This is a genomic window from Robertmurraya korlensis (assembly GCF_023715225.1).
In the GTDB taxonomy this organism is placed as follows: domain Bacteria; phylum Bacillota; class Bacilli; order Bacillales; family Cytobacillaceae; genus Robertmurraya_A.
This window is the reverse complement of record NZ_JAMBNS010000002.1, coordinates 25203-37690: the sequence shown is the minus strand read 5'-3', so window position 1 is coordinate 37690 and position 12488 is coordinate 25203. Positions and strand designations below refer to the sequence as shown.

General features: G+C 38.1%; 15 protein-coding genes. 9 read left to right on the top strand and 6 right to left on the bottom strand.

Annotated features, from left to right (window positions below; all coding sequences use genetic code 11):
- Positions 1 to 242 precede the first annotated feature (242 nt).
- Positions 243 to 746: a GNAT family N-acetyltransferase gene (locus M3175_RS04660; protein ID WP_285852173.1), complete on the top strand. Its 504-nt coding sequence runs from the start codon at positions 243 to 245 to the stop codon at positions 744 to 746.
- A 51-nt stretch (positions 747 to 797) separates the two neighbouring features.
- On the opposite strand, the gene M3175_RS04655 is transcribed toward M3175_RS04660, so the two are convergent.
- Positions 798 to 1472: a response regulator transcription factor gene (locus tag M3175_RS04655; protein WP_251515412.1), complete on the bottom strand. Its 675-nt coding sequence runs from the start codon at positions 1470 to 1472 to the stop codon at positions 798 to 800.
- A gap of 162 nt (positions 1473 to 1634) precedes the next feature.
- Here M3175_RS04655 and lipP1 point away from each other — a divergent pair, with 162 nt between their 5' ends.
- From lipP1 to M3175_RS04630, 5 genes are all read left to right on the top strand, one after another.
- The gene (gene lipP1, locus M3175_RS04650) at positions 1635 to 2582 is read left to right on the top strand and encodes a LipP1 family hormone-sensitive lipase (protein WP_251515409.1); all 948 of its coding nucleotides are present in this window, start codon (positions 1635 to 1637) and stop codon (positions 2580 to 2582) included.
- A 20-nt stretch (positions 2583 to 2602) separates the two neighbouring features.
- On the top strand, positions 2603 to 4225 hold the full coding sequence (locus tag M3175_RS04645; protein ID WP_251515405.1) for a flavin-containing monooxygenase: 1623 nt from the start codon (positions 2603 to 2605) through the stop codon (positions 4223 to 4225).
- 105 nt (positions 4226 to 4330) lie between these two features.
- The gene (locus tag M3175_RS04640; RefSeq protein ID WP_251515402.1) at positions 4331 to 4921 is read left to right on the top strand and encodes a histidine phosphatase family protein; all 591 of its coding nucleotides are present in this window, start codon (positions 4331 to 4333) and stop codon (positions 4919 to 4921) included.
- A gap of 101 nt (positions 4922 to 5022) precedes the next feature.
- On the top strand, positions 5023 to 5562 hold the full coding sequence (locus tag M3175_RS04635) for a P-loop NTPase family protein (RefSeq protein WP_251515400.1): 540 nt from the start codon (positions 5023 to 5025) through the stop codon (positions 5560 to 5562).
- Positions 5552 to 6028: a GNAT family N-acetyltransferase gene (locus M3175_RS04630; RefSeq protein ID WP_371321659.1), complete on the top strand. Its 477-nt coding sequence runs from the start codon at positions 5552 to 5554 to the stop codon at positions 6026 to 6028. The genes M3175_RS04635 and M3175_RS04630 overlap by 11 nt, the downstream gene beginning before the upstream one ends.
- A gap of 69 nt (positions 6029 to 6097) precedes the next feature.
- On the opposite strand, the gene M3175_RS04625 is transcribed toward M3175_RS04630, so the two are convergent.
- Positions 6098 to 7075 (bottom strand): DMT family transporter, encoded by a 978-nt coding sequence (locus M3175_RS04625; protein ID WP_251515397.1) that lies wholly within the window; start codon positions 7073 to 7075, stop codon positions 6098 to 6100.
- Positions 7076 to 7209: 134 nt separating this feature from the next.
- On the opposite strand from M3175_RS04625, the gene M3175_RS04620 reads away from it, so the two are divergent.
- Complete coding sequence (locus M3175_RS04620) at positions 7210 to 7638, top strand: DUF1801 domain-containing protein (RefSeq protein WP_251515393.1); 429 nt, start codon at positions 7210 to 7212, stop codon at positions 7636 to 7638.
- Between the two features lie 123 nt (positions 7639 to 7761).
- Here the strand turns inward: M3175_RS04620 and M3175_RS24845 are convergent, their stop codons facing one another.
- Positions 7762 to 7896: a hypothetical protein gene (locus tag M3175_RS24845; protein ID WP_285852171.1), complete on the bottom strand. Its 135-nt coding sequence runs from the start codon at positions 7894 to 7896 to the stop codon at positions 7762 to 7764.
- A 62-nt stretch (positions 7897 to 7958) separates the two neighbouring features.
- The gene (locus tag M3175_RS04615) at positions 7959 to 8315 is read right to left on the bottom strand and encodes a hypothetical protein (protein WP_251515390.1); all 357 of its coding nucleotides are present in this window, start codon (positions 8313 to 8315) and stop codon (positions 7959 to 7961) included.
- 233 nt (positions 8316 to 8548) lie between these two features.
- On the opposite strand from M3175_RS04615, the gene M3175_RS04610 reads away from it, so the two are divergent.
- Positions 8549 to 8959 carry an ATP-binding protein gene (locus M3175_RS04610; protein WP_251515387.1) on the top strand — a complete coding sequence of 137 codons (411 nt, stop codon included), beginning with the start codon at positions 8549 to 8551 and terminating at the stop codon, positions 8957 to 8959.
- Positions 8956 to 10416 carry a PAS domain-containing protein gene (locus M3175_RS04605; protein ID WP_251515384.1) on the top strand — a complete coding sequence of 487 codons (1461 nt, stop codon included), beginning with the start codon at positions 8956 to 8958 and terminating at the stop codon, positions 10414 to 10416. The genes M3175_RS04610 and M3175_RS04605 overlap by 4 nt, the downstream gene beginning before the upstream one ends.
- 69 nt (positions 10417 to 10485) lie before the next feature.
- Here the strand turns inward: M3175_RS04605 and M3175_RS04600 are convergent, their stop codons facing one another.
- Together M3175_RS04600 and M3175_RS04595 are read right to left on the bottom strand one after the other, a co-directional pair.
- Positions 10486 to 11493, bottom strand: coding sequence for a FecCD family ABC transporter permease (locus M3175_RS04600; protein ID WP_251515381.1), 1008 nt, complete (start codon positions 11491 to 11493; stop codon positions 10486 to 10488).
- Positions 11490 to 12476 carry a FecCD family ABC transporter permease gene (locus tag M3175_RS04595; RefSeq protein WP_371321663.1) on the bottom strand — a complete coding sequence of 329 codons (987 nt, stop codon included), beginning with the start codon at positions 12474 to 12476 and terminating at the stop codon, positions 11490 to 11492. Before M3175_RS04595 ends, M3175_RS04600 begins: the two co-directional genes overlap by 4 nt.
- Positions 12477 to 12488: the final 12 nt, after the last annotated feature.

Genomic DNA, 12488 nt, shown 5'->3' with positions numbered 1-12488 from the left:
AAGATACAAAAATTAATGAGACACTTCAATGAAAAAAAATAGATGTAAGCGAAGTTTTCATCTTGACTTACAAGTAAAAACATGAAGGAGGAACGTTTTTTCGTTCCTCCACCTTATATATCATTATTTTTGCTCTATTTTCTTCTCTTTAGCCAGTAAAAGGAGAAACTTCATACCTCATATCGTAAACATTTATTTCCATGTATAATACGAGTAATACAAAAAGGTGAGGGAGATTAGAAATGATAAAGATTCGTTTACTCAATGAGAACGATGCAGTAGCATACAAAGAAAAAAGAATAGAAGCACTACAAAATCACCCAGAGGCGTTTAGCTCGAGTGTGGAAGAAGAAATGGAGTATTCCATAGAAGTACATGCTTCTAGACTTCGCGCAGTTAACGCATATACATTTGGTGCTTTTGAAGAAGACAAACTTGTTGGTGTAGTTACCCTTGTTACAGAACTCAAAAGAAAACTCAAACATCGCTCTGATATTTTTGCAATGTATGTCTCGCCTAATGTAAGAAGGCATGGAATTGGGAAACGATTAATGAATGCTGCGATTGAGAAGGCAAAAGAAATCGGTGGAGTGGAGCAGATATATTTAACGGTCTCATCGAATAATACAGCTGCTAAAAACTTGTATGAATCTATTGGTTTTGAACGGATTGGAAGTGATCATCGCTCCATGAAAATAGACAATACTTATATCGGGGAAGATACGATGGCTCTTTACTTCAAGTAAGAAAGCGAGGAAACTCGCTTTCTTTTCTTTGTTAAAGCGCTTACATAAAAATCATGAAAGGATACCCGTTCGAAACAATTCTCCCACCGCATGTGAGCGGTTGTTTGCTCCGAGTTTTTTTATCGCCGTTTTCACGTACTGCTTAACTGTCAATTCACTAATGTTCATGGAATCAGCCATTTCTTTCGTGCTTTCTCCTTGAGAAATTCTCTTCATCACCTCTAATTCTCTCTTACTTAACGAAGTCGGAGTATCATTTTCTATGGAACTATGAAGATATTTTCCAACTAGTTTTCCGTATAAAGAGAGTGAAGATAGTGTTTTCTCGTCGAATACTACCCCTTCCTGAAATTCCGTTGAGCAAATGTAACCTACAACAACAGTGCCAAAACAAATAGGTACGACCAACATAGAATCTATATTCGAAGGAAAAACGTATCTACTGCTGATTTGTTTTAGGTGTTCAATACCAGAACAATATTTTGCCTCGCGTTCTTTAATGGCTGAGTGGATAATGGGAAGAGCGCGGATATCGTCCCTGATCTCTCTAATATGTATGAGTTGAGTAGAGGTTAACTGGATAATTCCTTCGCCTAAATATCCTAAAGGTGAGTAACGAAATAAGAAGGCATTTCTAGTTGGGAAGAGTTTCAAATAGATATCGAGAATATGATAGAGCTGTTCCTCATGGCTAGCTTGAACTTCAAGCTTTCGAACATGTTCCAAAACGGAGTAATGGGTTGGTATAAGAATCATCTCCTTTTTAGGAAGTGTCTATATCTAAAATTGGGAATATTCAAATTATACAGAAAATATTACGATTTAGGTAGCATATTAAGAAGGAATTTCTAAATATGTAAAAATACCTATTCGAGAGGAAGATGTCAGATGGCTAATTTAGATCCACAAGCAAAAGTTTATTTAGAAGCGTTCAATCAAATGCCTGCCCTTCACTCAATGGAAGCACAAGCAGTAAGAGATTTGTTTGCACTAGTACCACCAGTAGAAGCAGAACTTGCTCCGTTAGCAAGCGTTGAAGATAGATTAATACCAGTCGGAAACGAGACAGAAATCAATGTCCGAATTTATACACCAGAAGGAGAGGGTCCTTTTCCGCTATTTGTTTATTACCACGGAGGTGGATGGGTCATAGGGGATTTGGAAACAGCGGATGCAAGTTGCCGGATGTTAGCAAATCGTACAGAGCGAGTGGTTGTGTCAGTAGATTATCGTCTTGCTCCTGAATACAAGTTTCCAGTTCCAGTAGAAGATTCATATGCTGCGCTGAAATGGGTAAAAGAACATGCAACGGAAATAAACGGAAACGCTTCCAAGATTGTAGTAGGAGGTGACAGTGCTGGAGGAAATCTATCAGCAGCCATGACCCTCCTTTCAAAAGATGAAAATGGACCAGAGATTGAAGGTCAAATATTAATATATCCAGTGACAAGCCTAACCTATGATACTAAGTCATATTTTGAGTTTCAGCAAGGTTTTGGATTAGATCGTGACCTAATGATTTGGTTTGGAAATTATTATATTAACGGAGAAGAGGATGCAAGAAATAAGCTTGTTGCTCCACTAGAAGCTGAAGATGTATCTGGTCTCCCTCCTGCTTATGTGATAACGGCGGAATATGATGTGCTACGAGATGAAGGGCAAGCCTATGCAGAAAAATTAAGGAATGCAGGAGTTCAGGTTGAAACAATCTGTGAAGAAGGACTTGTCCATGGTTATTTTACGAATATGGCCGTTTTTCCAGACAGAATTAAAGCTTCCATCTCAAACATTGCTGAATTTTTAAATACGATTAATAAAGAAGTTCGCCAGTCATAAAAAGAGTGGAGGGGAATGAAATGAGTTCAACAAAACTATATGATGCAGTCGTTATTGGTGCTGGATTTTCAGGATTGTATATGCTGTATCGATTAAGAGAAGCAGGGTTTTCAACAGCAGTATTTGAAGCAGGAGATGGTGTTGGAGGTACTTGGTATTGGAACCGCTATCCTGGTGCCCGCTGTGACTCAGAGAGCATTTACTATAATTATACGTTTTCTGAAGAGCTATATAATGAATGGACATGGACTTCGAGATATCCCGCCCAGCCAGAGATATTACGCTATTTAAATTTTGTAGCAGATAAGTTTGATCTTAAAAAGGACATTCAATTTAAGACACGTGTCCAGTCTGCTCACTATAATGAAGATACAAAAAAATGGGAGATACAACTTGATAACGGTACAAGTGTTACAGCGAAATACTTTATCACTGGGGTTGGATGCCTTTCTGCCGCGAATCTACCTAAATTTAATGGGTTAGAAAACTTTAAAGGGGAATTCTACCATACCGGACATTGGCCACATGGGGGAGTTGACTTTTCAGGGAAGAGAGTGGGTATTATTGGTACTGGATCAAGTGGAGTCCAGGCGATTCCAGTAATTGCACAAGAAGCTGAACATTTAACTGTTTTCCAGCGAACTCCTCAATATAGTGCTCCTGCTAGGAATCACCCATATAGTGAAGGATATGTGGAACAAGCGAAGAAAAACTTTTTAGAAATCAAAAAACAAATGCGAGAATCAGCAGGTGGTCAGCCGGCGGTACCCCCAGATAAATCAGCACTGGAGGTAACTCCTGAAGAAAGACAAAAAGTCTATGAACATGCATGGGAAAATGGTGGGTTAGGTCTTTTTGCAGCATACTATGATATCACGGTAAACGAAGAGGCGAATGAAACGGTTGCCGAGTTTATCCGGGGAAAGATAGCAGAGATCGTTAAAGATCCTGAGACTGCCTCCAAACTTCTACCAAGCTATTATTATGGAACGAAACGTCCGATTATTGATACGAATTATTATGAAACTTTTAACAGGGAGAATGTATCTCTGGTAGACGTAAAGAAAAATCCGATCGAGGAAATTACAGCTTCAGGGCTTCGTACATCTGAAGAAGAGTATGAGTTGGATGCGCTTGTCTTTGCGACAGGGTACGATGGTATGACAGGACCTCTACTAAAGATTGACATTCGTGGAAAGGACGGTGTTTCATTAAAGGAAAAATGGAATGGCGGAGCTTCCACCCGAACGTATTTAGGAGTAGCTAATGCTGGGTTTCCTAACTTCTTTATGATTACCGGTCCTGAAAGTCCGTCCGTCTTAAGTAATATGCCTGTATCGATTGAGCAGCATGTAGAATGGATCGGTGACTGCATTGAGCACTTTGAGAAGCAAGGTGTTGAAACAATTGAGGCGGCAGTTGAGGCAGAAGAGGCATGGAGCAAGCATTGCCGCGAAGTAGCAGAAGCAACCCTCTTTACAAAAACGGACTCCTGGTACACAGGTGCTAACATCCCTGGAAAGCCACGTGGATTCTTAATTTACCTAGGTGGGGTTGGTGCCTATCGCAAAAAATGTGAGGAGATTGCAGCTAATGGGTATGAAGGGTTTACGATTACATTAATGAACCAAACAGTCGGTTAATAGACTAGAAGAGATTATGTAAGCGCATAATCTCTTCTTTTTTAATAGGAAAAAGGAAATTGGTGTCGAATTAGTAAATAGAACTGCAATCCAGGAGGCAATAAAATGCAAATATTACTGATACGACACGGACAATCAGAAGCTGATTTACTACATGTACATGAAGGTAGCGCAGATTACGCACTGACAGAAGAGGGAATAAGACAAGCGGTGAAGATGGCAATTCGGGTGAAAAGAGAATTTCCGCCTCAAATGATTTGGGCGAGTACTTATAAAAGGGCATCCAAAACGGCTTCCATATTAGCTGACGCCATAGGCTGTCCTATTGAATACGTTCATGAGCTACGAGAACATGACAATGGAGAGATGGCAGGTAAGCCACTCGAAGAGATTCCTTTCCCGTGGCACTTACTACCACATGAAAAGTTTGGGGGATATGGGGAATCAGCGATGGAGTTTCGGGCAAGAGGGGAACAAATCTTTTCACATATTCTTGCTGAAAGTAGGGAGTACGAGCGTATTGCCATTGTTACGCACGGTGGAATGATTTCTAGAATGATAGAAAGCTTCCTAAACATTCCATTTGTGCATCAATCCTTTTTTAAGACGGACGATACAGGAATCTCCCTTTTAGAAATTACCGAACATGGGAAACTCGTATTGTTTACGAATAGTTCGACGCATTTGCAGGAGTAATAGATAAGTAGGTAGTTAAAGGGTGTCTTTGGGCACTCTTTTCATCGTATAATATGACTAGAAACAGTAGATTTTTACACAGGAATTGCGGAGTGATTTACATGCAGGTTAAGAAAATACATATAATCGGTTCTGTCGGGAGTGGCAAAACAACTCTTGCTAAAAAACTTTCAATAGATTTTAACATTCCGCATTATGAATTAGATAATGTCGTGTGGAAAAGGTTTCAAACAGGTGATGTTAGAAGATCAGAAAAGGAAAGAGATATATTTTTGAGAAATATTGTGAATAGTGATGCATGGATTAACGAAGGGGTCCATTATCAGTGGGTAACAGATAGCTTTGTTAATGCAGAATTAATTATATTTTTAGATACACGCTTTTCTATACGCACGTACAGAATTATTAAGAGATATCTTCTCCAGCAACTTGGTCTAGAAAAAAGCAATTACAAGTCCTCCTTTTCTATGTTTATGCGAATGTTTCGTTGGAATACATATTTTGAAAAAGTAAGTAAAAGAGAAATTATTGAGCTGTTAAAAGAATTCGATGATAAAGTCATTATTATCCGTGATCACAATGAGCTAGAAACATATTTAAGACAGAAGGAAGCTGGGGAGGAGAAACATAGTGAAATCTAGGGTATCACAGATAAGATATTTGGATGTAACGGACGAAAAAGTAGCTGACATCATACTCAAGTTACAAATCCCCTCCTATATGGTGGAGGCAAAATTGATCAATTTTTATGATATTCCCCCGATTAAAGATACAGTGGAAACGCTTCAGAACTGTGGGGAAAAATTTTTTGGTTACTTTATAGGGAATGAGCTTTGTGGAGCTATATCTTTTAAAGTAGAAGGAAAGACTCTGGATATACACAGACTGACTGTTCATCCCAATCATTTTCGAAAAGGGATTGCCAATCAACTTTTAGCCTTTATTGAAGAGCAAGTGGAGGGCATGAAGAAGCTCATTGTATCTACTGGGTCTGAAAATAAACCAGCTATCGAGTTTTACTTGCAAAGAGGATTTACAGTTGAAAAGGTGGTACAAGTGAATGAGCAGTTGTCACTTACTTGTTTTGAAAAAAAGATGGCCAAGTAGCTGTTTCTACTTGGCAGTTTTGGTTGAGTTAGGAAAGTCGTATAACTCATCTTTTGGTCTTTAGTTTCTTTAAGAAAATGTCTCTTTTTTTACATTTATCTTTGGCTTTTGTGCCTTTTTTGATGAAAAACTATGCAAAAGCATACCGAACATGACGATAAATAGTCCTATAATTGCGAGTGTACTTGGTAATGGGGTGGATAAAAGGAGGACTTCACCCACAATAACAAAAATAACTTGAGTCGACTGTGTTGCTTCAACGGCTGCTAGTTTATCGTGGTTATCTCTCACACGATCTGTAGCGATGAAGAATAATGTTGTGGCAATCACCCCAGAGGAAATTGCGACGATAAATGATTGGGTTATTTGCTCAGTTGAGGGTGGACCCACCTGAACATATCCAATTCCAGCAAGTAGAAGCCAAAAAGGGAGACTAGCAAGGGTCATACCAAACACCCGCTGAAAAGTATCCAATTTTCCCCCACAAATCTCCATCATTTTTCTATTTCCAAGCGGATAGCAAAAAGCTGCCACAAGGACAGGAAAAGTGCTTGCTATCACAATTCCAAAGGTTAAACTTTGGGCGTGCTGCCATTGAATCAGAACAACACCTATTAAAATGAAAAACGATATGAATAAGGCTTGGATCGGGATTTGCTGTCGAACCTTGATCGGTCCATTTTTTGATTCCACCGTTTTATAAAAAAGCGGACCTAGAAGTACTCCTGCCACAATGGTAAGTGGCCAAGTACCAGCGACGAGCCAGCCTGGCCCGAATGCAGCGGCGAAGGTTATAGGTGCATAAAACAAAACAAAACCTACGAAGCTCCATAAAAACCAAGGAAGTGGATTAGACCACATTTCTTTCCACATATGTTTTAGATTTCTTCTATACATGACAATCATAAATAAAAAGGGTACCATGAAAATGTAACGTAACGAGGAACTCCATAGCCAACTGCCTCCTGATAGTTCCATTGAACGATTCAAAATAAAGGTAACAGCAAAAAATAAAGAAGCTAAAATCCCTAATGTAATTTCTCTCATATGAGCACATCCTCTCAAACATAACAGCATTATAATATATAATTCTTATATAATACCATAACATTCCAAATTTTTGGAGAATTCGCTTTTCCTAAGAATTAATGGTAAATTTTTTTTAGAAAGGGGTTTTAAAGATGTACGAACAAAAGACAAAAGAAACAGACCGCAGTGTGATTGAGTTTATTGAACAAGTGGAACAACCGAGGAAAAAAGAGGATGCCTATAAATTGTTAGACATTTTTTCTGCTACAAGTGGTTACGAAGCAAAGATGTGGGGACCGAGTATTATTGGTTTTGGGAAATACCATTATAAATATGAGTCAGGTCATGAGGGGGAAGCACCACTTGTCGGTTATTCTCCAAGAAAAGCCAAAATAAGCTTATATTTTGCAACGGGTGATTCCAATCGACAGCAGCTTCTTGAAAGATTTGGAAAACATACGCAAGGAAAGGGCTGCGTCTATATCAATAAACTTGATGATGTGAATGTTGAGGTATTAAAACAATTAATTGTGCACACGATTGACTTTTTACAAACTACATACCCTACCAATGAGGAGTAGAGTGGATTATGATGGAAATTTTGGTGATTTGAACAACCAGAGGAGGGGACTTTTTACATGGTGGAGGTGTAGAGGAAAAAGACTGCATTTAACAGTCTTCTCCAAATTGTCATGGGGTTAGCTTTATTTTTGATTATTACGAATCGGGACATGTTTTGGAGTTTTTGGAAAGCCATTTTTCCCCTTATCAGGTCCAGTTAATGTGTTTCTCTCATCAAGAACTTTTTCGCTATATTCGATTGGTCTTTCGTCTGCCATCATCTTCACCTCCCATTAGTAGGGTGGGTGATTAGGTATGTTTAGATACATAACTTTTTAAGTTATTCATCTAAATACTTTAAGTATTCGTAATGATCTGTAGGTACAGATTTAATTACTTCACCAGCTTCATTGTTATAGATCTCGTATTCCCTGTATGTTTCGATGATATAACCATCTTCGAGTTCTGTTTTTTCTAGTTTTAGCTCCAATGATGCAAGAACAGCCTCTCCCACTTCGTTTTCTACATCAGAATTAGCTTCTGTTGTTTCGGAAATGTCGTCATCCTCAATGGAGGGAATAGAAGAATACATATTTGTTCCTTCATTTGGATGAGTGAATGTAGAGTTTGGAGATTCCAAATAAGCTACAAGTGCTATGAGTGCAATTACACTAAGTAAATACATATATTTTTTCATAAATGAATAACTCCTTCACACAATATCTATTAAACTATATGCAAAGTTGTTATAAATAGACCAAGCTGTTAGCCTTCGTAGGTTGAGTTATTTTACATTTGAATAGTTAAGTGAGATAGGGAGAACTTTTTATAGAAGTTCTCTTTTTTATAATTTAGAATGATTGACTAACAAAGGTTATTGTTGGTTCATAATAGGGGAAGGTATTAATAAGGGAAGTGAAAGAGAAGAACATGCAAAAATCAATACACATATCTACATATGAAGAATACGAGATACTTGAACGAGAATTGGAAGATTATATAGGGAATTACACAGTGGGAAATTTACATTTGGTTATGTACTCTATTCGAGAAGCGGTTAATAATGCGTTTGAACACGGCATAAAAAGAGATTCTACTTTTGATATTACGGTTTCTGCAGAAATAAACGGAAGTGAAATAATTATAGAAGTTGAGCATAACGGAGATGGGTTCAATCACGAAGAAAAGATCATGTCGGTTAAAGATACTGATCAATATTTTATAGAATCATTATTGAGCACGAGGGGAAGAGGAATTGCCATTATGAAAAAATGTGCAAAGCATATTTCCTACTCTGAAGGTGGAAGAAAACTAACATTACTATTCGGGTTGGAAAAATGAATATGAACTTTTATCAATCATTAATTGAAGGCTCCCCAGATCTAGTTTCAGTATTAGATACAGAAGGTATTTGTGTGTATGTGAATTCATCGTATGAGAAGGTGCTTGGGTACAAGCGGGAAGAATTATTAGGCAAGCATTTTTCAGAGGTAATTTCACTTGACCCTAACTCGTTAGAATATACTCTTGCTATTTTTTCTGCCGTACTTTCTGGGGAAAAACGAGATGATTTCCAAGTTAAAATCTATCATAAAGAAGGATACCCATTAACATTCAATGTAAAGTACACGCCTTTAATAGAAGAAGGGTTTCTACAAATTGTTTTACGCGATATCACAGAGGAACAAAAATTAAAGAAACAAAAAAGTGAATTAGCAGAAATGAATAAGCTGTTGGCGGGCGTGCTTGACCATACCGGGGTAGGAATTACGATCACTGATCCACATCAAGAAGATAACCCTATTATTTACCACAATAAAGGATTCGAAAGTCTAACTGGATATGGTTCAGATGAGATTATGGGGAGAAATTGCAGGTTTCTACAAGGCCCAGAAACGAGTAAGGAAACAATAAGAAACATTAGAGAAAAAGTGGCGAATAAGGAAGAAGTTAAAGTTGAGATATTAAATTATCGGAAGGATCAAACTACTTTCTGGAATGAGGTCTGTATTAATCCAGTTCTTACCGAACAAGGAGAAGTAAGTCATTTTATAGGGATTCAAATGGATGTAACAAAGAAAAAGCTTTTAGGACTTGATTTAAAGCGAGATATTTCTTTATCTCGTACCATTCAGCAATTAATACTAAGCAAGGATATTGATGATCAATCTATCACGATTCATGGTTCATATTTTCCGTCACATGAACTGGGTGGGGATTTTTATAAATGGCAGAAAATTGATGAAGATCTGTATTTTGTTATGATCATGGATGTGATGGGACACGGAATTGCTTCTTCTTTACTAACCATGTCGATTAATGCAGAGCTTACATCAATATTAAAATATGATACATGCCACCCTACTTATATTTTAAATAGACTGAATCAACATATGCTAGAGTTATTCTCAGAGAGCGAAAATGAAAAAATGACTAGAATGTACTTTACATGTATTGTGCTCTTGATTGATATGAAAAACAAAACCATAGATTACATCAATGCAGGACATCCGTCTTTTATCCTTGAAGAAGGGGAAAGACTAAGAGAAATTTCATCCAATGAAATACCTGTAGGATTTCTTCCAAATCATCAATTTCAAGCAGAGACTCTCAATTATAAAGATATGACAGAGTTATTTCTTTATACTGATGGTCTCTTAGAGTATTTGAATACTTCATTAGCAGAATTAACGAAGAAAAAAGAAAAGGATAAAAACCTCTTTCACCAGTTGTCCAAAGAGTTGAAAACCAAACAACTTCTAGATGATGTATGTTTTATCCAAGTGAAATTACTTTAAGGGTTTACAATAACAATAGTTGATATCGCAGAACAAAACCCTCTTTCAAATAAAAAGAGGGCCATTTTTTTATTTTTTTAATAGAAGATATAAGAAATAAGGTGCTCCAATAAGGGCGACCATGATACCAGCGGCAATTCCTTCAGGTTCAATAATATTACGCCCAATGGTATCAGCAAACAACAGTAGCCATCCTCCTATAAGAATTGCCACGGGAATAAACAGCTGGTTTCTGGGTCCAACCATCGCTTTAGCCATATGTGGGGCCATTAAACCAATGAAGCTTATTCCACCTGTCACGGAAACGGCAGATGCTGCTAAAGCAACAGCTGTAATTAATAAAGTGATTCTTTCCTTTTCAATTGAAATACCGACTCCGATAGAAATGGACTCCCCTAAGGCTAAAATATTTAAGCGATTCGCCTTGTATAAAGTAAAGGGAATTAATACAAGTAACCAAGGGAGGATGGCCCATACAAATGGCCAATCAGTCCCCCATATATTTCCTGCCAACCACTTAGCAATAAAGTCTACCTTAGCTCGTTCGGCAGATGAAATAAGAACGATCATAGCACCGGAAAGTGCCATCGAGAAACCTACCCCAACTAATACCAATCGTACAGGCTGAAGGCCAACACTTTTTTTATAAGAAAAGAGATAAATAAGTGCTGATGTTAGGATAGCTCCAAAAAATGCAAGGATCGGAATGGCGTAAGCAAATGTTGCTGCGTCGATGGGTGCAAATAGAAAAAAGACAGTTATTGCAACACCAGCCCCAGAATTTATTCCGATTATGCCTGGGTCAGCTAGTTCATTCCTTGTAATTCCTTGAAGAATGGCACCGGATAGTGCGAGAGCCATTCCGGCTAACAAGGTAATGACTATACGGGGCAGACGGATGTCAAAGAGAATAAATTCTTCTTTAAATGATCCATTCCCTAATAAGGTTGGTAGGATTCGATCATAGCTAACAGAAGAATAACCAAGACTTAAACTCACAATCATAGTTCCAAGGGTAAGTATGAGCAGAGCAATCACAATGGCTCTTTGTTTTTTTATAAGGTTTTGATGAATCATGAGAATTCTTTCCCTCCTTTACGAATGATAAATAAAAAGAAGGGGAGCCCTATCATGGCAACAATAGCCGCTACAGGTGTTTCATAAGGTGAATTTAATGTACGTCCAATCGTATCTGCGAGGAGCATAAATGTTCCACCCAAAATGGTCGACATCGGAAGAATAAAGCGGTAATCCGTTCCGACAATTGCCCGCACGATATGGGGCACCAGTAAACCAACAAAAGCTAGATTACCAGCTAAGGCTACAGCGGCCCCTGCAAGAACGATGACAATCACAAATAAAATAGCTTTTACACGAGTTGTATTCTGTCCTAAGCCTACCGCCACTTCTTCATTTAAACTTAGAATGGTTAGTTGTCTTGAAAGAAAAATGGAAAGAAGGATTCCAATAATAATGAATGGGACCACAATTTGAAGTTGACCCCAGGTAGTTCCAATCACTCCTCCAGCCGTCCACATTGATACATCTTTTGAGATTTTAAAGAAGATAGCAATACCTTCTGAAATAGCAAAAAGAAAGGCAGATATTGCTGATCCTGCTAGAACAATACGAAAAGGAGAGAATCCACCTTTTTTTACTGCACTTATACCGAAAACAAGCAGAGCCCCAACAGCCGCACCGATAAAACAAGCAAGCATAATTCCGTAGTAATTTGCGGCTGGAAGCAGGGCAATGGTGATCGCTAGACCTGCATTCGCGCCAGCAGTAAGTCCTAATAAACCTGGATCAGCAAGCGGATTTCGGGTCATTCCTTGCATGATTGCCCCAGATACAGATAGGGCAGCACCAACAACTATCGCAGCAACTTCTCGTGGCAATCGAATTTCTTGTAAAATTAATATTTTTTCACTTGTCTGATTGGATAATAAGGCAAGCCATACATCCTTGTAAGTTGTATCAGCAGCTCCGAAAACCATTGCAATGCTAAACATGAGTATAAATAAAATGAGTGCAACAATGGTTTTGAAGAGAAACGATATAGGTTTGTTATT